Annotated in this window: 24 protein-coding genes; 3 read left to right on the top strand and 21 right to left on the bottom strand. The window is 64.1% G+C overall.

The window, feature by feature from the left end; genetic code table 11:
* Positions 1–33: 33 nt before the first annotated feature.
* The 11 genes from murD to NCHOL11_RS03195 form a co-directional block, all read right to left on the bottom strand.
* On the bottom strand, positions 34–1,356 hold the full coding sequence (murD, locus tag NCHOL11_RS03245) for a UDP-N-acetylmuramoyl-L-alanine--D-glutamate ligase (RefSeq protein WP_097091046.1): 1,323 nt from the start codon (positions 1,354–1,356) through the stop codon (positions 34–36).
* A gap of 5 nt (positions 1,357–1,361) precedes the next feature.
* On the bottom strand, positions 1,362–2,435 hold the full coding sequence (gene mraY / locus NCHOL11_RS03240) for a phospho-N-acetylmuramoyl-pentapeptide-transferase (protein WP_097091045.1): 1,074 nt from the start codon (positions 2,433–2,435) through the stop codon (positions 1,362–1,364).
* Positions 2,435–3,814: a UDP-N-acetylmuramoyl-tripeptide--D-alanyl-D-alanine ligase gene (locus NCHOL11_RS03235; RefSeq protein WP_097092691.1), complete on the bottom strand. Its 1,380-nt coding sequence runs from the start codon at positions 3,812–3,814 to the stop codon at positions 2,435–2,437. The genes mraY and NCHOL11_RS03235 overlap by 1 nt, the downstream gene beginning before the upstream one ends.
* Entirely contained in the window at positions 3,811–5,253 is a 1,443-nt protein-coding gene (locus NCHOL11_RS03230; RefSeq protein ID WP_097091044.1) for a UDP-N-acetylmuramoyl-L-alanyl-D-glutamate--2,6-diaminopimelate ligase, read from the bottom strand. The genes NCHOL11_RS03235 and NCHOL11_RS03230 overlap by 4 nt, the downstream gene beginning before the upstream one ends.
* Position 5,254: 1 nt before the next feature.
* Positions 5,255–6,964, bottom strand: coding sequence for a peptidoglycan D,D-transpeptidase FtsI family protein (locus tag NCHOL11_RS03225; RefSeq protein WP_097091043.1), 1,710 nt, complete (start codon positions 6,962–6,964; stop codon positions 5,255–5,257).
* Positions 6,964–7,614, bottom strand: coding sequence for a colicin transporter (locus NCHOL11_RS03220; RefSeq protein ID WP_097091042.1), 651 nt, complete (start codon positions 7,612–7,614; stop codon positions 6,964–6,966). Before NCHOL11_RS03220 ends, NCHOL11_RS03225 begins: the two co-directional genes overlap by 1 nt.
* Entirely contained in the window at positions 7,611–8,579 is a 969-nt protein-coding gene (gene rsmH / locus NCHOL11_RS03215; protein WP_097091041.1) for a 16S rRNA (cytosine(1402)-N(4))-methyltransferase RsmH, read from the bottom strand. Before rsmH ends, NCHOL11_RS03220 begins: the two co-directional genes overlap by 4 nt.
* On the bottom strand, positions 8,576–9,073 hold the full coding sequence (locus tag NCHOL11_RS03210; RefSeq protein ID WP_097092690.1) for a division/cell wall cluster transcriptional repressor MraZ: 498 nt from the start codon (positions 9,071–9,073) through the stop codon (positions 8,576–8,578). The genes rsmH and NCHOL11_RS03210 overlap by 4 nt, the downstream gene beginning before the upstream one ends.
* A gap of 182 nt (positions 9,074–9,255) precedes the next feature.
* The gene (locus NCHOL11_RS03205; RefSeq protein ID WP_097091040.1) at positions 9,256–10,494 is read right to left on the bottom strand and encodes a Gldg family protein; all 1,239 of its coding nucleotides are present in this window, start codon (positions 10,492–10,494) and stop codon (positions 9,256–9,258) included.
* 25 nt (positions 10,495–10,519) lie between these two features.
* Positions 10,520–10,825: a hypothetical protein gene (locus NCHOL11_RS03200; protein WP_097092689.1), complete on the bottom strand. Its 306-nt coding sequence runs from the start codon at positions 10,823–10,825 to the stop codon at positions 10,520–10,522.
* A 40-nt stretch (positions 10,826–10,865) separates the two neighbouring features.
* Complete coding sequence (locus tag NCHOL11_RS03195) at positions 10,866–11,861, bottom strand: cysteine synthase A (protein WP_097092688.1); 996 nt, start codon at positions 11,859–11,861, stop codon at positions 10,866–10,868.
* A gap of 165 nt (positions 11,862–12,026) precedes the next feature.
* Here NCHOL11_RS03195 and NCHOL11_RS03190 point away from each other — a divergent pair, with 165 nt between their 5' ends.
* Positions 12,027–12,962, top strand: coding sequence for a cell wall hydrolase (locus NCHOL11_RS03190; protein ID WP_097091039.1), 936 nt, complete (start codon positions 12,027–12,029; stop codon positions 12,960–12,962).
* Positions 12,963–13,307: 345 nt separating this feature from the next.
* Positions 13,308–13,436: an entericidin A/B family lipoprotein gene (locus NCHOL11_RS03185; protein ID WP_097091038.1), complete on the top strand. Its 129-nt coding sequence runs from the start codon at positions 13,308–13,310 to the stop codon at positions 13,434–13,436.
* Between the two features lie 52 nt (positions 13,437–13,488).
* On the opposite strand, the gene tatC is transcribed toward NCHOL11_RS03185, so the two are convergent.
* The 10 genes from tatC to NCHOL11_RS03135 all read right to left on the bottom strand — a co-directional run bounded on the left by tatC (position 13,489) and on the right by NCHOL11_RS03135 (position 21,389).
* A complete protein-coding gene (tatC, locus tag NCHOL11_RS03180; protein WP_097091037.1) occupies positions 13,489–14,277 on the bottom strand; it encodes a twin-arginine translocase subunit TatC in 789 nt (262 codons plus the stop codon).
* Positions 14,274–14,705, bottom strand: coding sequence for a Sec-independent protein translocase protein TatB (tatB, locus tag NCHOL11_RS03175; RefSeq protein ID WP_097091036.1), 432 nt, complete (start codon positions 14,703–14,705; stop codon positions 14,274–14,276). The genes tatC and tatB overlap by 4 nt, the downstream gene beginning before the upstream one ends.
* Before the next feature lie 29 nt (positions 14,706–14,734).
* On the bottom strand, positions 14,735–14,977 hold the full coding sequence (locus tag NCHOL11_RS03170; RefSeq protein WP_097091035.1) for a twin-arginine translocase TatA/TatE family subunit: 243 nt from the start codon (positions 14,975–14,977) through the stop codon (positions 14,735–14,737).
* A gap of 29 nt (positions 14,978–15,006) precedes the next feature.
* Entirely contained in the window at positions 15,007–15,600 is a 594-nt protein-coding gene (gene scpB, locus NCHOL11_RS03165) for an SMC-Scp complex subunit ScpB (RefSeq protein WP_097091034.1), read from the bottom strand.
* Positions 15,597–16,394 carry a segregation and condensation protein A gene (locus NCHOL11_RS03160; RefSeq protein WP_097091033.1) on the bottom strand — a complete coding sequence of 266 codons (798 nt, stop codon included), beginning with the start codon at positions 16,392–16,394 and terminating at the stop codon, positions 15,597–15,599. The genes scpB and NCHOL11_RS03160 overlap by 4 nt, the downstream gene beginning before the upstream one ends.
* Positions 16,395–16,629: 235 nt before the next feature.
* Positions 16,630–17,643 (bottom strand): beta-N-acetylhexosaminidase, encoded by a 1,014-nt coding sequence (gene nagZ, locus NCHOL11_RS03155; RefSeq protein WP_097091032.1) that lies wholly within the window; start codon positions 17,641–17,643, stop codon positions 16,630–16,632.
* Between the two features lie 51 nt (positions 17,644–17,694).
* Complete coding sequence (locus NCHOL11_RS03150) at positions 17,695–18,105, bottom strand: endonuclease domain-containing protein (protein ID WP_097091031.1); 411 nt, start codon at positions 18,103–18,105, stop codon at positions 17,695–17,697.
* Positions 18,106–18,199: 94 nt separating this feature from the next.
* Positions 18,200–18,910 (bottom strand): SPOR domain-containing protein, encoded by a 711-nt coding sequence (locus NCHOL11_RS03145; protein WP_097091030.1) that lies wholly within the window; start codon positions 18,908–18,910, stop codon positions 18,200–18,202.
* Positions 18,911–18,930: 20 nt separating this feature from the next.
* The gene (argS, locus tag NCHOL11_RS03140) at positions 18,931–20,658 is read right to left on the bottom strand and encodes an arginine--tRNA ligase (protein WP_097092687.1); all 1,728 of its coding nucleotides are present in this window, start codon (positions 20,656–20,658) and stop codon (positions 18,931–18,933) included.
* A gap of 122 nt (positions 20,659–20,780) precedes the next feature.
* The gene (locus tag NCHOL11_RS03135; protein ID WP_097091029.1) at positions 20,781–21,389 is read right to left on the bottom strand and encodes a hypothetical protein; all 609 of its coding nucleotides are present in this window, start codon (positions 21,387–21,389) and stop codon (positions 20,781–20,783) included.
* A gap of 154 nt (positions 21,390–21,543) precedes the next feature.
* On the opposite strand from NCHOL11_RS03135, the gene ispH reads away from it, so the two are divergent.
* Positions 21,544–22,491 (top strand): 4-hydroxy-3-methylbut-2-enyl diphosphate reductase, encoded by a 948-nt coding sequence (gene ispH, locus NCHOL11_RS03130; protein ID WP_097091028.1) that lies wholly within the window; start codon positions 21,544–21,546, stop codon positions 22,489–22,491.
* Positions 22,492–22,493: the final 2 nt, after the last annotated feature.

The raw sequence follows: 22,493 nt of genomic DNA, 5'->3' as shown, positions 1-22,493 counted from the left end.
TTCTGTCGCCCCTTCTTCGCCCCTGCCCTGCCTTTAGCCGTCCACGCCCCCTTCTTCCAGCGCCGCGACCGCGGCAACGAAGGCATCGCCTCTCGCCTCGAAATCCCGGAATTGGTCGAAACTGGCACAGGCTGGCGAAAGCAGCACAACGTCGCCGGGCTGTGCCACGCGAGCGGCCCGGCGGACGGCGGCCGATAGCATCTCGCTATCATCCACCGCCATATGATCTTTCAGCAGATCAGCGAACATATGGCCCGCTTCACCGATGGTGTAAGCGGCAGCGACATTGCCGAACCATGGCGCGCATTCGTCCAGATTGTCCGTCTTTGCAAGGCCGCCGACGATCCAATGCAGACGCTGCCGGCCGTCGACAGGTGGATAGGCCGCGAGCGCAGGCGCTGTGGAGGCAGGGTTGGTCGCCTTGCTGTCATTGACATAGAGGACGCCATTCAGTTCGCGAACGCGCTGCATGCGGTGGGGCAGGCTGGCATAGCTTTGCAGCGCGGCCTCGATCGTCGCCTCGTCAATGCCGAGCGCTTTGGCGACCGCGATGGCGACAGCAGCATTCTGCGCATTGTGCGGCCCTTGAAGCGATGGCCATCGCGCCTGCTCCGCAGGATCGATGTCGTCGGCCCTTACCTCGACCCGCTGAGCGCCCGCCTGAGCGGCAATCGACCGGCTCGGCTCATCTTCGGTCGCAATCACCGCGACATGGCCGGGCGACTGCATGCTAAATAGCCGCGCCTTGGACGCCACATAGCCTTCAAAGCCGTTATAGCGATCAAGATGATCCGGCGTGATGTTGAGCAACACCGCGACATCGCAGTCCAGGCTCTGCGTCAGGTCGATCTGGTAGCTTGATAGTTCCAGCACATAGACGCCGCCTTCCGGCAATGGCTCCTGTCCCAGGATCGGCAATCCGATATTGCCACCCATCCGGGTCGGAATGCCCGCCGCCTCGATAATGTGGTGCACCAGCGCCGTCGTCGTCGACTTGCCATTGGTGCCCGTGATCCCGACGACGCGATGGGGAGGAAGTGTTGGACGGGCCAGTGCGAACAGCTCGATATCGCCGATGACCGGCACGCCCGCGAGCTTCGCATGCATCGCGATTGGATGCTTGTTGAGGGGGACGCCCGGCGAAACAACCACGCCGTCGAAACCGGCAAGGTCGATCTCCAGCGGGTCCGCCAACTCAGCCTTATCAGCGACAGCGGCGCGCGCTTCATCGCGATTGTCCCAGGCGACCACTCGCGCCCCGCTCGCCACCAGCGCTTCGACGGTGGCAAGGCCGGACCGCGCTAGGCCCAGGACGGCGTAGCTTTTGCCAGCAAAGGCTGAAGAGGTAAGTGCCATATCGCTCACCGCAGCTTCAGCGTTGCAAGACCGGCAAGCGCCAACACGAAGGAGATGATCCAGAAACGGATCACGACCGTCGGCTCGGCCCAGCCCAGCTGCTCGAAATGATGGTGGATCGGCGCCATCTTGAACACCCGCTTGCCCGTCCGCTTGTAGAAGAAGACCTGGATGATGACGCTCATTGCTTCAACGACGAACAGGCCGCCGATGACGCCGAGCACGATTTCATGATGCGCGGTGACCGCGATCACGCCGATCGTGCCGCCGAGCGCCAGGCTGCCAGTGTCGCCCATGAAGACGGCGGCAGGCGGGGCGTTGAACCAGAGGAAGGCCAGACCCGCCCCGATAATCGCGCCGCACAATATGGTGAGATTGCCCGCGCCCGGCACATGCGGAATGCCGAGATAAGAGGCAAAGTCGGCACGACCAACGAGATAGACGATCGCCATGAAGGCCATGCAGGCGATTATCACCGGCATGGTCGCCAGCCCATCGAGCCCATCGGTTAGGTTCACGGCATTGCCAAACGCCACGATCACAAAGGCTGCGAAAAGGAAATAGAAGGGGCCAAGTTCGATCGCGGGCCCATTGTAGAAGGGCAGATAGAGCGCCGTGTTGCCATGCTGGTTGACGATCAACCAGGCCGCAACGCCCGCAATCAGAAATTCGAACGCAAGGCGCATCTTGCCTGACAGCCCCTTGTGGCTCGCCTTCGTCACCTTGTCATAATCGTCGAGAAAGCCGATCGCGCCGAAGCCCAGCGTCACGAACAGGCAAGCCCAGACATAGATGGACGACAGGTCCATCCAGAGCAGCACCGATGTGATCATCGACGTGAGGATCATGAGGCCGCCCATGGTCGGCGTACCGCGCTTGGCAAGATGGCTCTGCGGCCCATCATCGCGGATCGGCTGGCCCTTGCCCTGCCGCACCCGCAGCCAACCAATGAACCGAGGGCCAAGGAGCAGGCCAATGATAAGCGCGGTCGCGATCGTCGCGCCCGCGCGAAAGCTCAAATAGCGGACAAGGTTGAACACCCCCGCAAAATCCATGGTCTGGGCGAGCCAGTAGAGCATTAGTTCTTATGTTCCCCAAGCGCGGCGACCAGGCGCGACAGGCCGATGCCGTTCGAGCCCTTGACCAGGATCGCGTCGCCAGCGCGCATTTCCGTCTGGATGAGATTGGTGGCGGCCGCCGTATCCGGCACATGAGCAAAGGCCAACCGCTGCCCCTGCAGTGTGTCGGCCAGCGGTGTCATTTCATCGCCCACCAGAATGGCATAATCGACTTTCCCGGCTGCGAGGGAGCCGGCAAGCCCCGCGTGCAGCTCGTAGCTGCGATCGCCCAATTCGCGCATGCCGCCCAGCACCGCAATGCGACGGCTGGCGTTTTCCTTGCCCAACTGCTTGAGCGTGGCAGCCATGCTGAGCGGATTGGCATTGTAGCTTTCGTCGATGAGCAGCGCTTCGCCGCCCGCAACGGCAATCATCCGCCGTTCGCCCCGCCCTGGCAGGCCCGGCAGTTCGGCCAACGCAAGTCCCGCAGCCGCAAGATCGCCGCCCAATGCTTCGACCGCCGCCAACACCGCCAGTGCGTTCGACACCCAATGTTCACCCGGCGCGCCCACGGTGAAGCAGAGTTCGGCGCTGGGCAGCGTGGCCGTGACCAACGTCCCGCCATTTGCCGCCGGAACCATGTCACGCGCGCGTACATCCGCCTCTTCATCGAAACCGAAGGTCAGGATACGGGCGGCATGCTGTTCCGCCTTGGCGTAGAGCGTGGCTACATGCGGACTGTCATAGGGAATGACGGCGGTGCCATCGGGCTCGAGCCCTTCGAATATCTCCGCCTTGGCCTCTGCGATCTTCTCTTCAGTGCCGAAAAATTCGATATGCGCGGGGGCGATGGCAGTGACGATGGCGACATGGGGCCGGACTTGCCGCGTCAGCTGCGCGAGCTCGCCTGCGTGGTTCATGCCCATCTCGAACACGCCGAAGGCCGACGCACGAGGCATGCGCGAAAGGCTGAGCGGCACGCCGACATGGTTGTTGTAGCTCTTGACCGAACGATGCACCTGATCCGGACAGATGCGATCGAGCGCATGGAACAGCGCTTCCTTGGTTCCCGTCTTGCCGACCGAACCCGTCACCCCGACGACCTTGCCCCGCATGCGCGCGCGGCAGGCGCGGCCCAATGCTTCCAGCGCGGCGGCACTGTCGGGAACGAGGATATGAGGCTGCGAAACCGGTTCGCTGACGATCGCCCCAGCCGCGCCTTGACCAAAGGCCTTGTCGATAAAGCAATGGCCATCCGTCGTCTCGCCCTTCATCGCGACGAACAGGTCACCGCCCGTCACTTCGCGGCTGTCGAAGGCGACACCTGAAACGGCGAAGGGCGCCGAAGCGACGCCCCCTGTGGCTTGCGCTATTTCCTCGGAGGTCCAGAGGTCGCTCACCCCGCGCACTCCCGGGCAACGGTGACATCGTCGAAGGGCAGCACCCGGTCGCCGATAATCTGTCCCTGTTCGTGCCCCTTGCCTGCCAGCAGCACGATGTCATCGGCTCCGGCCTGCGCGATCGCTGCGGCGATGGCAGCGCGGCGGCCGCCGATTTCCTCGGCGCTTGATGCCCCAGCCATGACGGCAGCGCGAATGGCGGAAGGATCCTCCGACCGGGGATTGTCGTCAGTGATGATGACATGATCGGCCAACTCGGCCGCCACCTTGCCCATCTGCGGACGTTTGCCGGCATCACGGTCGCCGCCCGCGCCAAGCAGTGCGATCAGCTTGCCGCGCGTATGCGGCCGCAGCGCTTCGATGGCGGCCCGCAAGCCGTCTGGGGTATGTGCGTAATCGACATAGACGGGCGCACCCGCCTTGGTAATCACCGCGCGTTCCAGGCGACCACGAACCGGCTGTACCCGGCCAAGCAGTTCCAGGACCTTCGCCGCATCCTCGCCGCCAGCGATGACGAGCCCCGCGGCAGTCAAGGCGTTGGCGGCCTGATAGGCACCAATCAGCGGCAGATTGACCTTGTAGAGCCTGCCCTCGACCTCGATTTCCAGCGTCTGGCCCAACTGGGTCGGGGTGCGGTTGGCAAGACGCAATGCCTGCCCCTGCACCCCGACGCTCAGCACACGAAGCCCCCGCTTCGTAGCTCGCTGGATAACCTTGCCGGACCATAAGTCATCGGCCCAGACGACCGCCGCGCCGTCGGGAGCGACCACCTCGTCGAACAGCCGCATCTTGGCATCGAAATAGCTGTCCATGTCGCCATGATAATCAAGATGATCGCGCGACAGGTTGGTGAAGGCAGCCGCGGACACGGGCAGGCCCTCGGTTCGATATTGCGCAAGGCCATGGCTCGACGCCTCGAAGGCGGCGTGGGTGATGCCCTCACGCTTCAGGCCGGACATGTTGGAAAGGAAGGTGACGATGTCCGGCGTCGTCAGCCCGGTCGATACCTGATCGACGGAGGTGGTGACGCCCAGCGTCCCGATAGACGCCGAATGATGGCCAAGCATCCGCCAAAGCTGGCGGGCCAGCTCGACCGTAGACGTCTTGCCATTGGTGCCGGTGACGGCGACCGTCACCTCCGGAAAAGGCGCGAAATAGCGGGCCGCAAGTAGCGCGAAGAGGCGACGGGGATTGTCATGCGCGATATGCGCCGCCCCCTCCACCTTGGCTTCCGGCCGGGCGACCACTGCGACGGCCCCGGCGCGCACGGCATCGGCAATGAAGTCCTCGCCATTCACCCGAAGCCCCTGAAAGGCGCCGAAGACCGTGCCAGGCGCAACCTTCCGATTATCGATCGCGAAGCCCGACACTGCGGCGTCAAGCGGCACCGCAGCGTCGAGCTTCACATCCAGCCCCTCGATGAGCGACCCGAGGCGCATCTCAATGCTTTTCCTTCTGCCCAAGCAGGGGCATGAGGTCCGATATATCCACGTCCCGCCGCTCGTCGGGCAGCACGCCAAGCATCGGGGCGGTGCGCTCGACAACGCGCTTCACCACGGGCGCGGCAGTCCAGGCAGCGGTACGCAGGCCGAAAGTCTGCGCGTTGCCCTTGGGCTCGTCCATCATCGTCAGCACGACGTAGCGGGGATTATCCATCGGAAATGCGGACGCGAAAGTCGTCACCAGTGAACTCTTGTTGTACCGGCCTTCTTCAGGCTTCTCGGCTGAACCCGTCTTGCCGCCCACCCGGAATCCCTTGGCGTCGGCGCTGCGACCTGTACCCGCCGCGACAATCATCCGCAACAGCTGCCGCATCCGTGCGCTGGTGGCGGCGGAAAAGACACGATGGCCCTCGGGCACTTCATTGGCGTGCAGCTTGCGCAAGGTGGCGGGCCGCCAGATGCCGCCATTCACCAGCGCCGCATAAGCGGTGGCGAGGTGCAGCGGGGTCACCGCGATGCCATGGCCATAGGATACGGTCATGGTGGTTATGCGGCCCCAATTATAGGGCCACAGGCTCTTGGCGCGCTCCTTGAGCTCGATCGGCGCGCGCTGGTCGAATTGAAGATTGCGGAACAGCTCCTGCATCGGCGCCGCGCCCATTTCATCGGCAATCCGAGCCGTGCCGATATTGGAACTGTGCACCAATATTTCCGGCACGTTGATCCAGCGGCCGAGCGAGTGGTCGTCCTTGATCCGGAACCCGGCCACTGCCAGCGGCGCGGTCGCGTCATAGCGTTTTGCCATGGACGTCACGACGCCCCGATCCATCGCTGCGGCGATCGACAATGGCTTGAAGGTCGAACCAAGCTCGTAACGCGCCTGAACCATATGGTTGCAGAGCGGCGATTCGCTGCACTTCTTGCCCGCATAATTTTGAAGCTTGTTGGGATCGAACACCGGGATCGACGCCATAGCGATCAGTTCGCCCGTATTGGCATCCATGATGATGCCGCCTGCACCCCTCGCATTCTGCGCGACCATCTGGGCGTAAAGCTCGCTTTCCAGCGCGCCCTGGACCCGGCTGTCGATCGAAATGGCAAAAGGCTGCCCGCGCAGCGCCGAGTCGGTCAGCCGTTCGTTAAACGCAGCCTCCACCCCCATGCCGCCCTGCCCATCCGCATTCGGCGCGAAGCCGAGCACATGCGCGGCGAGGCTGCGCTGTGGATAGAGGCGTTCCTTTTCGCGGGGAAATTCGATGCCGATTTCGCCCAGCGCGTTCACCGCTGCGACTTCCTCCGGCAGCGCCCGGCGGCGCAGATAGGCCCAGCCCTTGCCCGTCAGCTTCTTGTAGAAAGCCGCTTCGGGTTCATCGGGGAATATCTCGTGCAGCTTGCGCGCCAGCTCGGCAGGCTCGCCGATCAGCTTCGAGGGACGCACGGCGATCGAATAGGCGTCCATCGTGCGGGCGAGTGGAACGCCGTTGCGATCGACAATGTCCGCGCGCGCCGGAAGGAAGCCCGAAGCGTCGCCATTCCCGCTCGCGCCATGCGCGAAGATGCCGACCCAGGTCAGCCGCAGGATCACCACCGCCGTGATGGCCATGAACAGGATGAGCAGCAGCATCAGCCGGTTATGTGCGACAGCAGTCAGGTCGACCCGCTGCTTGCCTGCCCTTGCGCCACCGGGCTGAACGATGATCGTCGCCATCAGCGCGCCCCCTTCTTGCGCTCGCGCGCCGCCTTGTCGCTTATGTCGCCCATGGTGCTGTCATCGAGAAGCTTGGCGTCCAGCATCGCCATCCGCTCAGCACGGCGGGCGAGCGGGTTGGGCTTCGACACGTCCGCATCGTCCTTCGCCTTCTCGGCAGCGCTCTTGGCCGCGGGCTTGGCGATCTTCTCGACATTGTCGGCGGCATGGGCTTCACGGATCACGGCAATGTCGCTGCGAATTTGCGTGGCGGCCGGACTTGCCGGGGCAGCCTGCGCGGCAGAGGGAAGGTCGGCAGGGCTCTGGACCATCGCGACCATCACCGGCGGGGCGACATAGTCGGGTCCGTTGGGCTGAATACCGTCGAGGTTCGCCAGCGCCCGCTCGCCGCCCAGATATTGCTGGGCGGTCGGGGTGGCGTACATGAAGTCGTCCTGGTTCCAGCGTTCAAGCTGCCGCATGCTCGCCCGCGCGCTGAACTCCGTTTCCAGATAGCGGATGTCGGCCCGCGCCCGCGCGATCTGCGCCTGCACCTTCATCAATTCGTTGCGCTCCGTCGCGACTTTCAGCGACACCAGATAAGCGCCAAGCGCACCCAGCGCGACGAGCAGGATCCAGATCAGGCTCTGCAACCTTTTCACCGCGATCATGGGCGAGGGCTCCTCGAAGAACTTTGCCGGGAAGGAATGGCGGCTGATGTACGAACGGCGCTGCGCAGGGTCGCGGAGCGCGCGCGCGGATTGCGGGCCAGTTCCACCTCGCCGGGGCGAACAGCCTTTGCCGGTTTGTGGAAGGTGGGTGCGGCAGCCGCCTTGCGCTCAGGCAGGTGGCGCGATCCGGCGCCTTCGCCGCCGCTACGCTGACGCAGGAATTGCTTGACGATACGATCTTCCAGGCTGTGGAACGTGACGACCGCCAAGCGGCCGCCCTCCTCCAGCATCGCCTCTGCCGCTTCCAATCCGCGCTCCAGTTCCTCAAGCTCGCGATTCACATGGATGCGGATCGCCTGGAAAGTGCGGGTGGCCGGATCCTTCTTGTCATGCGGCTTATGTCCAAGCGCCCGGCGAACGACGCTGGCCAACTGGCCTGTACGCTCCAGCGGACGCGCCTCCACGATCGCGCGAGCCACACGGCGCGAGCGCGGCTCCTCTCCATAGCGATAGAGGACGTCGGCAATCTCCTGCTCAGGGGCATTGTTCAGGAAATCGGCAGCACTCATCCCGCTCTGGCTCATGGTCATGGTGAGCGGACCGTCAGCTTGAAAAGAAAAGCCGCGTTCTGGCCGGTCGAGCTGCATCGACGACACGCCGATGTCGAGCGTCACGCCCGATACCGAGGTGATGCCGCGATCGGCCAGCAACGGCTCCATCCGGGAAAATTCCCCGGCGATCAGGGTGATGCCCTTTTCCGCCGCCAACGCCTCGCCTTCGCGAATCGCGTCAGGGTCGCGGTCAAAGGCGAACACTTTCGCGCCCTTTCTCGCCATCGCGCTGGAATAGCCACCCGCACCGAACGTGCCGTCGACATGCACTTCGCCGGGGTTGATGGCGAGGGCATGCAGCACTTCATCGAGCAGAACCGGGACGTGACGATCGGGGTCGACAGCAGCGGTCACTTGCCGCCTCCCGCAGCCCGCTGGTCGAGCCAGCGCCGCACCTTGTTGCGGATCAGTTCGGGGCGATCCTTGCTCTCGGCAAGCGTTTCGGGCTTCCAGATCTGGATGTAGCGGCCGACGCCGTAGAAGAAGACCGCGTCGGTGATGCCATATTCATCCTTGATGTCCGGATGCATGGCGAAACGGCCGCCCTCGTCGAAATTCACCTCCTCGATCGTGCCGAGGCGGCGTTCCAGTTCCAGGTCGGCATTATAGTCGCGGCCTTGAGCGCGCGCTTCGAGGGCCAGTTCCTCGACCTCGGTAAACAGGAAGCGGCGGTGCGATTCTCCAAAGCCGGTGGCGCAGGGGTTGTCGCCATGGACCGAGAGATAAAGCCGCGTTTCGCCGCCGCTGGACAGCTTGACCTGTCGGCGCATCTCAAGAGGCAGGACGAAACGGCCCTTGCCGTCCGCCACGCTGAACGCGTTGCCTGTAAAGAGAATGATATCCGACACGTACGGACTGCTGCCCCTCTGTTCGTAGGGGCGCAGGCCATCGCTCACCAACCCGCATCATCGCAGCCGGTGCGCAGGACTAGCAAAGCCTGACAAACCCCTATGCGCCTTAGATACCAAGGCGAGAGGTGCATGGAAAGGGAAAAGTCGGGAGAAGCCGGGAAATCCTGTTTTGTTCTGGTCTAACCCGGTTCGACAGCCTCCCAAGGCGGATGGGACGAGATGTCTCGCACCCGATTGTCGCGGTAAAACCAGCCGAGGAAGACGCTTCCCAGGATCGCCCAGCCAATCCCGACAAGAATCGACCAGCGGAGGGCCATCACAAGGTCGGCCGCCGATCGGAGCCAGCGGCGCCCTTCGACCATGCCGCCATCCAAGGCCTCGATCACGAACCCCGGACTATCAGCGGACCAGTGCCGCGCATCCAAAGGCGCAGCAGCATCGGCCAGCCACAGTCGGTCGTCGATCAGGTCCGCGTCGGCAACCAGCACGGCGTTCCCTCTGCCGATCGCGCATCGTGCGGCCAGCCCCTCCTCTTCGACGTGACATGACGTCCCGGGCCGCAGCGCGAAGCCGGAACTGCCCATGGTCGTCAGCACGCGGCCATCCTCCAATATGCGCCGCTCTTCCGCCACGGCGACCGGCGGAAGAAGCGCGAGGCCCCAATGATTCAGCAGCGGCCCAATCATGCTGACGGCAGGCGGCCTGCGCCTGTCTCCCAGCGGCAGGGACGATGGCCAGCGCAGCAGAGGATCAGCCAGCAGCAAGACATGTCCGCCGTTGCGGACCCAATTATCCAGCACGACCAACTCTGCCGGGGAAAAGACGCGCGGCTGCGCGAGCAGCAGGGCGTTGGCATCCCTCATCGCTGGGCCAAGCGGGCTGTCAACGGGCTGTACGTCGAAGCGCCGCCGCAGGAGAGTGATGAGCGGCGCATCACTCCGCGCACCGAAACCCGCTTCTCCTTCCTTCCAGAATAAGGGCAGCGCGCCGATGACTGCCAGCTTGGGCCGGGGCGATGGCGTTTCCGGGAGAGGCGCCTCCCGCGCCAGCCAGCAGGACAACAGAGCAGCAGCGCACAAGGTAAGCCCTGTCCACTTCCGGCGAGGAAGGCAGATGCCAGCGACGACCGCCAGTACGGCAACGAGCGTTAAACCGCCAACATCACCTATCGCTGGATAGGATGACGCCGCCAGAACATCGAAGATCAGGACCGTCCCCAAACTTCCCGCCCCAGCCCATAGGGCATAGGGCCAGCCGCGCTTCAGGCTTAGCAACAGCGCGACGGGCATGAGCATCAGGGCAGGCCAGGTCCAGCTCTGCAGGTCGACCTGCCCCGTTTTCAACAAGGCAGGAAGACCGCCGAGCACAACCAGCACCGGACCAAGGCCAAGCATCAGGAATGTGCGCAACGCCTTCATGGAATGCGCGCTTCGATCAAGATGATCAGCGGCCGGACGCTTGCGGATCGCGATCCATCGGCTTGCGCAAATTGGGGTCCGGCTGCAGGTCTGGGACGATCGGCTGCTGCTCGGGCGCCGGTTGCACGCCCAATTCCGCCAGCGGCTCCTTGGGCGCGACGGCATTGACGTCCAGCGTGGGCACGGTCGGCGGCGGCACCGCCGGATCGTCGATCCGCGCCTTTTCGATCACGATATTCGCAAGGCCCACAAGGAGCACCACGCCCGCCAGCCCCGTCAGGCCGATCTGGACACGCTGCAACCCTTCCTGCCGGCGGGGATGTTCAGCCATCAAAGCGCTCTTTATCTTGCCGCCGCGACCCGTGCAGCGATCAGCGATTGTGCGCGAGCCAGGGGAACACCGTCAAGCCCTTCGCTTCCAGCCATTCGCGATTGTAGAGGGTGGAGAGATAGCGGAAACCGGTGTCGCACAAGATGGTGACGATCCGCTTGCCCGGGCCCAGTTCGCGCGCCAGCGCCACCGCGCCCGCCACATTGATCCCCGACGACAGGCCAAGGCAAAGCCCTTCTTCCGCCAGCAGGCGCTCGACCCAGTGCAATCCTTCTTCATCGGAAATGCGGAACTGGGTATCGATGGGCGCACCCTCCAGATTGGCGGTGATCCGGCCCTGCCCGATCCCCTCGGCCACGGACGACCCTTCCGCCTTCAGCTCGCCATGGGCGTAATAATTATAGAGCGCCGCGCCATGCGGATCGGTCAGCGCGATCGTGATATTCTCGTCATGCGCCTTGAGGCCCAGCCCCACGCCCGCGATCGTGCCGCCAGTGCCCGCCGCGCAGGTGAAGCCGTCGATCTGCCCGTCCAGCTGCTGCCAGATTTCCTCCGCCGTACCGACGATATGCGCTTTCCGGTTGGCGATATTGTCGAACTGGTTCGCCCAGATCGCATTCTCCGTTTCTTCCGCGATGCGGCGGGACGTGTGGACGAAATGCCCCGGGTTCGAATAGGCAGCGGCAGGCACCGTCACCAGTTCAGCGCCGAGCGCGCGCAGCGTGTCCATCTTCTCCCGGCTCTGCGTTTCGGGCATGACGATGATCGTCCTGTAGCCCTTCGCATTGGCGACCAGGGCCAGGCCGATACCGGTATTGCCCGCCGTTCCTTCGACGATCGTGCCACCCGGCTGCAACAGCCCTTTTTCTTCCGCATCATTGACGATGAAGAGCGCCGCGCGATCCTTGACCGACGCACCGGGATTGGCGAATTCGCACTTGGCGAAAATATCGCAGCCCGTCTCTTGCGACGGACCGGCAAGGCGCACCAGCGGCGTGTTGCCAATCAGGGCGAGGCTATCATTCTGAACCAGCATGTTCCCCGCATAGCGGAGCGGATGCACGCTTGCCAAGCAAGGGAATGCTGATCCACCCAAAGACCTGATTGCAATCCGTGCGCGATAATCGCCGCCGCCGGGAAGAAAGTGGCAAGGCTTTTGCGCTAGGAGTGGCGCCGTGCGGCGTTAAGCCGCGATCCATTGATGAGTACAGACAGCTTCGACATGACGCGCGGGCGATCCTGGCATCTGATATTGTCCGTTCTGGCGCTGACGGCGCTTGCTCTGCCGCGCCTGATCACCGCCGCGCCGCTGGACATGCTGGCGGATGTGAGGGCGCGCGACGATGTTGCCGAGCGGGCGGGAGAAAATTTCCCTGGTTCCGCCTATTTTTTCGCTGACGATATCTTCCAGGATCTCCCCGATTCGGTTGGGAACAGTCGACACGTCCTGAAACTCGCCACCATCGACGCTGCCCCGGCGGCTGCGTTTCGCGGCCAGACCCCGCTCGATAGCTACAGGGCGGTCAACTGCCTCACCTCGGCCATCTATTATGAAGCAGCCAACGAGCCGGAAGACGGCCAGCGCGCGGTTGCCCAGGTCGTCCTGAACCGCGTCCGCAATCCGCTGTGGCCGCACAGCGTCTGCGGCGTCGTCTATCAAGGATCGGAACGCACCGACTCCCTCTGCCAGTTCACGTTCAGCTGCGACGGATCGATGGGGCGGGCCAATCATGCGCAAAGCTGGGCACGTGCGCGCCGGATCGCGGAACAGGCGCTTGCGGGCCGCGTCTACGCGCCCGTTGGGCTCGCCACATTCTACCATACGCTGGCCGTGCGTCCCGGATGGGCAGCATCGAAGCGGCCCGTCGCCGTCATCGGGGCGCACATCTTCTATCAGATGCCGGGCTTCAACGGGACAGAGGCAGCCTTCCGCATCCCCTATGCGGGGCGGGAGTGGCAATCCGGCCCATCAGCCAGAGCGTGGTCGGTGAAGTCACCTGCGATGCAGCATCCCTTGCCGCCAGCGGGGGTGGACGTCACCGTCCCCCTTGCCGTCCCTCCACCAGCTGCTCAGGACATGCTGCCACAATCAACGATCCGGCCCGAATATCGGAACAGCGGCCGCCCGCTCATCTGAATAGCGGGGCGCGCAATTTATTGGCGGCCTTTTCCTAAACCACTGATTCTTGGTAATAATAAAAAACTTCAGGAAGTGGAGGAACGGCGGAACCAAATGCCGCGATCGGTGGTTCTGCATACCGGATAGCAAATCTTTTGCCCCCCGCTCTTGCTATCCAAAAAAACATGAGCCCGGAACGCATCTCCCCCCCCCGACGCGTTCCGGGCTCAGATTTTTTGGGGCAGCCTCCTTCGAGTCTCAGATATTTCCGGTTGCGGAACGTATTTCGCCTCTGCGGGTTCTCCCCCTCAGCCGCTGGATAGCGCGGCCATCCGGCTCGAGTTTTTTCCTCAGGAGACGACCATGACCAAGAAGATTTTTGCTGCCCTGCTGCTTACCGGTTCGCTGATGGTGGCCGCGTGCAACACCGTCGAAGGCGCGGGCAAAGACGTGCAGAGCGCTGGCGCGGCCGTGGAAGACGCAGCCAAGTAAGCAGCGAAAAACAGGCTCCCACCCTAGCGGCCCGCCACTGGCGGGCCTTTTTTTAGCTGGTGGAAGTGTCTGCTCCGTCCGCTGTTGCGGCGTCGCGGGCCTGTTTCCGATCGGTGAACCAGATCGCGACGATGGTGATTTCGTAGAGCAGCAGCAGGGGGATGGCGAGCATCAGCTGCGATACGACGTCGGGCGGGGTCAAGACGGCGGCGAGGACGAACGCGGCGACGATCATGTAGCGGCGCAGGCCGATGAGTTGAGCACGGGTGACGAAACCGGCACGGTTCAGCAGCATCAGCAGGACGGGCATCAGGAAACTGATGCCGAATGCAAGAATGAACTGCATGACTAAAGTGAGGTAGGCGTCGGTGCTGGGGAGTGCCTCGACCGCGAGGCCTCCGCTACTTCCTTGAAATTGCAGGAAAAAATGGAAGGCGGTCGGCATCACGACATAGTAAGCGAGGCTCGCGCCCATCAGGAAAAGCACCGGCGTCATCACCAAAAAGGGCAATAATGCCTTCTTTTCCTTCGCATAAAGGCCCGGCGCGACGAAGGCCCAGAGCTGGTTCGCGATGATCGGGAAGGACAGGCAGAAAGCGCCGAAGATCGCGACCTTCACCTGGACGAAAAAGGCTTCGTAGAGCTTGGTATAGACCAGCCGTCCGCCCCCGTCGCCAAAGGCCTCCTTGAGCGGATGAACCAGGAACGCGAAAAGCTTGTCGGAAAAATAAAAGCAGACCGCCCCCGTCAGGAAGAGCGCCCAGACGCACTTCAACAGCCGCCCGCGCAGTTCGATCAGATGGTCGAGCAGCGGCGCCTTTGTCTCATCGATATCTCTCATGCCTGAGCATCACCCTTGGCCGCAGGATTGGACTGGGCCGCGATATAGGGCGGGCCATCGGACGCAGGGGCGGGAGCAACGGGCGCCGATTGGGCGACGAAGGCCGGGGGCGGCGACGATGCGCCCGGCGCCGGGACGGCGGAGGCGGAGGAGTCCGGCAAAGGCTCCATCGCTGGGGCGGACGACGCTTCGGGCGGATGTTCCTGCATGATGCGCCGGTTCTGGTCCGCCCACTTCTTTTCCAGCTCTTCCATCTCGGCTTCGCGCACCATCGCGTCGATGCCGGTGCGGAAATGACGCGCCATGCCGCGTGCCTTGCCGACGATCTGCCCAACCTTGTACAGGGCGCGCGGCAGATCCTTTGGACCAATCACGACAACCGCGACGATCACGATCAGCAGAAGTTCGGACGAACCGATATCGAACATGCGCGCCTACCGCTGGAGGGTGACGAAGGTCAGGCCTTGGTCTTTTCTTCGGTGGTCGCGGTCGGCGCATCCTGTTCGGGCACGCGATGTCCTTCGATCCGCGTGGCGGGCTTGGCCGGGGCGATGTCGTCATCATCGTCCGCCATGCCCTTCTTGAAGCTCTTGATGCCCTTGGCGACGTCGCCCATCAGGCCAGAGATGCGGCCGCCGCCAAACAGCAGCATGACCACCAGGAGAACGATGACCCAATGCATCAAAGAAAAGGAACCCATTTTAACTTTCTCCTGAAAGGAAGCCCTTTTTAGGCTTCTTCCTCATCATTTTCCAGAACGGATTGAGCGCCGAGGCCCTCCAGCGCAAGATCGACCGGATCGAGCAATCCGGCAGCGCGCAGATCATCCAGTCCCGGCAAATCCCGGCGGCTGCTAAGTCCGAAATGTGACAGAAATTCGTGCGTCGTCGCATAAATAAGCGGACGGCCCGGAACTTCCCGCCGTCCCGCTGGCCGGACCCAGCCTGCTTCCATGAGAACGTCGAGCGTCCCCTTCGCCACCTGGACGCCGCGAATGGCCTCCACCTCCGCGCGGCTGACCGGCTCGTGATAGGCGATGATGGCCAGCGTCTCCATCGCCGCGCGGGACAGCTTGCGCGTCTCATCCTTCTCCCGCCGCAGGATATGCGCAAGGTCCGCCGCCGTCTGGAAATGCCAGCGCCCGCCACGCTCGACCAGATTGATGCCCCGCCCGGCATAATGATCCGAGAGCGTGGCAAGGGCGGTGCCGAGATCACCGGCCTCCCCCACATGCTGCCGCAACTCGGCAGCCGTCAGCGGATGTTCGGCGACGAACAGGGCGGCCTCCACGGCGCGCATGAAATCGTCCGGTTCCTGCATCACAACAGACGCCTCCCACCCTGGTCCGCCCCATTTTGATCTGGCAGCGCGGCGCGCAGATAGATGGGCTCATATATGCCATCCTGCTGTATTTCCAGCCGCCCCTGCCGCGCGAGTTCCAGCGCCGCGACGAAGCTGCTCGCGAGCGCCGATCGCGCCATCGGTCCATCCTGACCATCGGGCAGGAAGGATTCGAGTGTGGTCCAATCGATCGCGGACCCGACCAGCGTGCCGACGCGCTGGATCGCTTCATCCAGCGTCATCACCGGACGGGCGGCGACCATATGGACGGCCGGTTGCGTGCGCGCGCGCAGCTGTCCGTAGGATTGCAGCAAATCATAGAGGCTGGCGGCCCATTTTGCCTTGCGCACCAGCCGCAATCCTTCGGGCCGGGGACGAACGAACACGTCGCGGCCAATGCGGTCCCGGGCCATCAGGCGTGCTCCCGCCTCCCGCATGGCATGCAGGCGCTGCAGCCGCAATTGCAGCCGCAGGGCCAGTTCGTCGGGGCTCGGGTCAGGCTGTGCCTGCTTGGGCAGCAGCAGCGAGGATTTGAGATATGCGAGCCAGGCGGCCATCACCAGATAGTCGGCCGCCAGTTCCAGCTTCAGCTTCCGCGCGCCTTCGACATAAGCGAGATATTGTTCGACCAGCGCGAGGATCGAGATTTCACGCAGATCGACCTTTTGCGAGCGGGCGAGCGCCAGAAGGAGATCGAGTGGCCCTTCCCAGCTTTCGAAGCTGACGGTCAGCATGTCGGCGCGGGGCTGTGGCGGAGGGGTGAAGAGGTCTTCCATGGTCAGGCCGCTCTTTGACGCGCTGACGGTGGGAAGAGTTGTTCACGCGGAGACGCGGAGACGCGGAGGGTGAGCAAGCGCCCGCACAGCACCAAAAAATCGGTCTGGTCCGTGGGGGTGGGTTCAAAATGACAAGTGGCTTCGCCGAAGGGGCGACATCTCCGCGGCTCCGCGGCTCCGCGTGAGAATTTAATTCCGTATAGCTTCGCCGGAAGGGACAGGATCACGCCTGCCCTCACGCAGCCACCACGGAGAGCAGGCTGTCGCGGGTCGCCAGCAGCTGTTCCAGGGGTGGGCTTTCGGCGGTCAGGCTGGTCGAGGCCATCGCGCGATCGAGGCGCGCCCGCGACCGGTCGCTGATGTCGGGGAGCAGATCAGCTATGCCCACCATGTCATCCATCCTCCCCCAGCAATTGAGCGCAAGGTCGCAACCCGCCGCGACCACGCCTGCCGCCAGTTCCGGGATGCTGCCGTTCAGCGCCTTCATGTCGAGATCGTCGGACATGAGGAGGCCGTCGAAACCGATGCGCTGGCGGATGATCGTGTCGATGATCGAGGCGGAAAGGCTGGCGGGAAGATCGGGGTCCCAAGCCGTGTAGACGACATGGGCGGTCATGCCGATGGGCGTGTCCTTCAGCGTCTGAAAAGGCGCGAGGTCGCTGGCGAGTTCCTCTTCGCTCGCGATCACAATGGGCAGTTCATGATGGCTGTCCACCATGGCGCGGCCATGGCCCGGCATATGCTTGATGATGCCCGCGACCCCGCCCCTCGCCAGCCCTTCGATGACTGCGCGGCCGAGCGCGGCGACGCGCATGGGCTCCGCGCCGAGCGTGCGATCGCCCATGATGTCGCTTGCGCCATCCTGCCGCACGTCGAGCAGCGGGAGCGCATCCACGGTGATGCCGCCTTCGGCCAGGGTCAGCGCTATAGCATGGGCATTGGCGCGCGCGGCGGCGATCGCGCTCGACGGCGCGATGTCATAGAGGCGGTCGAACACGGCGCCGGGGGGGAAGCTTGGCCAAACGGGCGCCTGCATGCGGGCGACGCGACCCCCTTCCTGATCGATCATGATGAGCAGGTCGTCGCGGCCGTGAAGCGCCCGCAGATCGTCGGTCAAGGCGCGGAGCTGGACGCGGTCGGCGATATTGCGGCGGAAGAGGATATAGCCCGCAGGCTGCGCATCAGCGAAGAAGGCGCGCTCGTCCGCCGTGAGCGTCTCGCCGGAGAGGCCGAAGATTACCGGTTTCATGAGGGCGGATGGTAGCGGCTGTGGGGCGCTGTGTCGAAGGGGTTGTTGGGATCAAGGAGTGGCGTATCCCCTCTCCCCTTTAGGGGTCGATGAGAGGCACGTGACTCTCATCGAGGTTAGGGAGAGGGGGAGGCGCTGTGCTATCGAGGACAGAACGGCTTCGAGATTGCGCATGACGTCCGTGTTGGTGAAGCGGAGGACTTGCCAGCCTTGCTGTTCTAGATAGGCGGTGCGCTCGGCGTCATACTCAGCGGTTGCGCCGTGGGTGTCGCCGTCGATCTCGATGACCAGCATGGCCGCGCGGCAGGTGAAGTCGGCGATGAAGGGGCCGATGACGGTTTGGCGGCGGAACTTCGCACCGGAGAAGCGCTTGGCGCGGAGATGATACCAGAGGCGGGCTTCTGCGGGAGTGAGATCGCGGCGAAGTTGCTTCGCGGATTTGAGCGATTTTCTATCCCGCACCTGCGTTCCCCTCTCCCGCCTTCGCTGCGCTCGGCACCTCGGCCAGAGTCACGTGCCTCTGGCCGACCCCTAAAGGGGAGAGGAGATAGACGGCTTAGTTCACGACGATGCAGCTTTCGCCGGCGACTTTCAGTCTGCCGCAGAGGGTGCTGGCTTGGGCTCCGGCCGTCGCGCGCAGGCGGTAGAGGGTGCTGCCGCCGACTTCGGTGGGTTCGATCGCCATGGTGAGCGGCGCGAGATAGGCGAAGCGCTTGGACAGGCGGGTCCAGGCGTCGCGGGCGCCGGATTGGCTGCCATAGGCGCCGAGCTGGATCACCGCGCCGCCCTTGCGGACGGGCTGCGCGGTTGCTGGCCGGACGTTGGTTTCGTCGGCGACGCGCGCAGTCACGCTCTGCGAAGGCTTGCCCGGCACTGGCTGGCTGGGCTTGGCGGGCGCAGTGGCGGTTACGGGCGCTTCGGGGACACGGCTGGGATCGATGCGGCCGTCGCGCAGTACGCCTTCGCTGGCGGCGAAGCTGGCGTCGCCCTCCCCTTCGAACTTCTTGGCATCGGCCTCGCGCGCGGGCACCTTGTAGTCGCCAGCGGGCGCGGCGATCAGCTTGCCTTCGCCGCCGCCGCTCGAACGGTTGTTGAGGAACCAGACGCCAGCGATCACGCCGCCTAGCAGGACAAGGGCGACCAGTATGAAGCCGAGCAGACGGACGGGGGAGAGCCCTTCATCCTCCTCATCTTCAATGCCAGGCTCAAGCCAAGGCAGACGCTCGTCATCGTCGAGATCGAGCCGCCCCCTCGCAAAGTCGCCCATGTGTCCGTGCCTCCGCCTGGCTATTGCATTTCCGTCAACGCAGCCACGCCCATAAGGGCAAGGCCATTACGGATGATTTGCCCGATTCCGCGGCTTAAGAAAAGGCGCGCAGAAGTTATCCCAGGATCGTCCGCCAGGATCACGCGGGCACGCGGATTGTCGTTCCCCAAATTCCACCAGCTGTGGAATGCAGAAGCCAAGTCATTGAGATAAAAGGCGATGCGGTGCGGTTCGCGCGCGAACGCAGCCCCTTCCACCACCCGTGGGAACTGTGCGGCCAACTTAACAAGGTTAAGTTCCTCCGTCCCAAGGCGGGACAGGTCGGGCGCAGGAAGATCCATTCCGGCTTCCTCAGCCCGGCGGCCGAGCGAGGAAATGCGGGCATGGGCATATTGGACGTAGAAGACCGGGTTGTCCTTCGACGCTTCCACGACCTTGGCGAAGTCGAAGTCCATCTGGGCGTCGGCCTTGCGCGTCAGCATGGTGAAGCGGACGACGTCCTTGCCCACTTCGCGCACCACGTCGGCGAGCGTCACGAAATTGCCCGCGCGCTTGGACATCTTCACCGGCTCGCCATCGCGCAGCAGGCGGACCATCTGGATCAGCTTGACGTCGAAGCGGGCGCGCCCTTCGGTCAAGGCGGCGACGGCGGCCTGGATGCGCTTCACCGTACCGGCATGGTCCGCGCCCCAGATGTCGATCAGCTGGTCGGCGGTCTGCGCCTTCTGGAAATGATAGGCCATGTCAGCGCCAAAATAGGTCCAGGCGCCGTTCGACTTCTTGATCGGGCGGTCCTGATCGTCGCCGAACCTGGTGGAGCGGAACAGGGGGAGTTCGACTGGCTCCCAATCTTCGGGCGTCTCGCCCTTGGGTGCTTCGAGGACGCCATCATAGACGAGGTCATGGTCGCGCAGCCATTGCTCCGCGGCTTGCGGCTTTCCGGCGGCCTGCAGTTCGGCTTCGGACGCGAAGATGTCGTGGTGGATGCCGAGGAGGTCCAGATCGCTGCGGATCATCTCCATCATCGCGGCGACGGCCTTGGTGCGGAAGGGGACGAGCCACTCGCTCTCGGGCGCGTTTACGTAGGCGTCGCCATATTCGGCGGCGAGCGCCTGGCCCACGGGGACGAGATAATCGCCGGGGTAGAGGCCCTCGGGAATCTCGCCCACATCCTGGCCCAGCGCTTCCCGGTAGCGGACATGGGCGGAGCGGGCGAGCACGTCGACCTGGCCGCCTGCGTCATTGATATAATATTCGCGGATGACCTTGTGCCCGGCATACTCGAGCAGCGTGGCTAGCGCGTCGCCGACCACCGCGCCCCGGCAATGGCCCATATGCATGGGGCCGGTGGGGTTGGCGGAGACATATTCGACGTTGACGGTAACGCCCGCGCCCGCGTCGGAGCGGCCATAGTCGGCGGCCTCGGCATGGATCGCGGCCAGTTCCGCGCGCCAGGTGGCGTCAGTCAGCGTCAGGTTGATGAAGCCGGGGCCAGCGATGGCGGCGCTTTCCACCTCTTCGAGCTTTTGCAGGCCCGCGACGATCTTTTCCGCCAGCGCGCGCGGGTTGGTGCCTGCGGGCTTGGCAAGGACCATGGCGGCGTTGGTGGCAAGGTCGCCATGGCTGGGGTCGCGCGGGGGTTCTACCGTCACCGGCTTGCGGTTGAGGCCAGCAGGCAGGGTGCCGTCCGCTTCCAGCGCGTCCAGCACGGCGTTCAGATGGGCGGTGAAACGAATGTAAAGGGACAAGGGTGTTTCCTCGAAAAGCACAAGACCCGTCCGGGCTGGGCTGAAATCGAAGCCTCATCCTTCCCTGCAAGAAGTAGAGCCCTTCGACAAGCTCAGGGCGAACGGAAGATTAAGGTTCGCTCTTAACGTGTCGCGTTGTATCGGAGCTGGTCCTGGGTCAGGTTGAAACCCACAAGCAACTCGAAGCTGGTTCGTTGCAGCGCCGCGCGGACGTCGGGCTGGGCGAAGGGATCGATCGCCGCGTCCTCATCGCCCGCCTTGCGCTTCTGCGTGATCTTCGCCTGGATGTCGGCGGGCAGCGTCGCTGCGGCCTTGTCGACGAAGGAGCCCGCCTTTGCGCTCGCGCTAGCGCGATACTGGCCAGCCGGGAAGTCGAGCACGACCTGGCCCACCCGCTTGGCGACGACGGCGTTGCCGCCACGCACGACCGCGGAGAAATAGGGCAGCGTCACCCGACGCGCGGCGGTGGCGTCGGAACGGCGGGCGTTCACGACGAAGGTCGCCTCGCTGTAGAATTGCGCGCCTTCCGAACAAGTGGCGCGCAAATCGGTGATGTTCGCCACCACGTCGATCGCGCGAGCGTCGGTGCTGCCAGCCGGATTGAACAGCGTGATGTCCCCCGTATAGGCAGGGATCGCAGCCGTCGGGCAGGCCGAGCGGACGGCGACGATGCCGCCGGTGGGATCGATTTCTCCCCGGCGCGAACAGCCCGCAAGGGCAAGGGCGATCATTCCAGTCAGCGCAAGTCGAGAAAAGGTCACGAGGCAATCCCTTGGGAACAGGCTGGGGCTTCTTATCCGCACCCCGCCGCTCACGCAACCGAAAGGAGCGCAGAGCGCGCGCCTCCCCCTTCCTTCCGGCGTCACATTGGCCTAAGCGGCTGGCATGACCGCCCGTCTCCCCTTGAAGCTCCTGATCGCCGCCCCGCGCGGCTTTTGCGCTGGCGTGGACCGCGCCATCGTCATCGTCGAAAGGGCGATCGAGAAATATGGCGCGCCCGTCTATGTCCGGCATGAAATCGTCCACAATAAATATGTGGTGGACAGCCTGCGGGCGAAGGGCGCGATCTTCGTAGAGGAACTGGATCAGGTGCCGGACGGCGTGCCGGTCGTCTTTTCCGCCCATGGCGTGCCCAAGGCGGTGCCCGCGAAGGCGGAAGAGCGCGGCCTGGATTATCTGGACGCGACCTGCCCGCTGGTGAGCAAGGTGCATCGGCAGGCCGAACGGCAGGTCGAAGCAGGCCGCCATATCCTGTTCATCGGCCACAAGGGGCATCCCGAAGTCATCGGCACCTTTGGTCAGGTGGACGCGGGAAGCATGACCCTCATCGAAACGGTCGAGGATGCGGAAAGCTTCGCCCCCGCCGATCCCGACAATCTCTCCTTCCTGACGCAGACCACGCTGTCGGTGGACGACACCGCCGCCATCGTGGAAGCGCTTCAGCGCCGCTTTCCGACGATCCATGCGCCCAAGGGCGAAGACATCTGCTACGCGACGTCGAACCGTCAGGCGGCGGTGAAGGCGATCGCGGCCCAGTGCGACGCGCTTTACGTGATCGGCGCGCCCAACAGCTCCAATTCGTTGCGGCTGGTCGAGGTCGCCGAACGCGAAGGCACGCCAGCCCGGCTGATCCAGCGTGCCGACGACATTGACTTTGCATGGCTGGAGAATGTCCGCACGCTTGGCCTGACCGCAGGCGCATCGGCCCCGGAAATATTGGTGCGCGAAGTGGTGGACCGGCTCGCCGCGCGTTACGACGTGACGGAGGAGCAGGTGGAGACGGCGCGGGAAACCGTCTCGTTTAAATTGCCCCGCGAACTGGGAGCGGCATAAGG

The sequence above is a fragment of the Novosphingobium sp. Chol11 genome (genome assembly GCF_900218065.1).
In the GTDB taxonomy this organism is placed as follows: domain Bacteria; phylum Pseudomonadota; class Alphaproteobacteria; order Sphingomonadales; family Sphingomonadaceae; genus Sphingobium; species Sphingobium agri.
The sequence above is the reverse complement of the archived record's forward strand: the minus strand, read 5'-3'. Positions and strand labels throughout refer to the sequence as shown.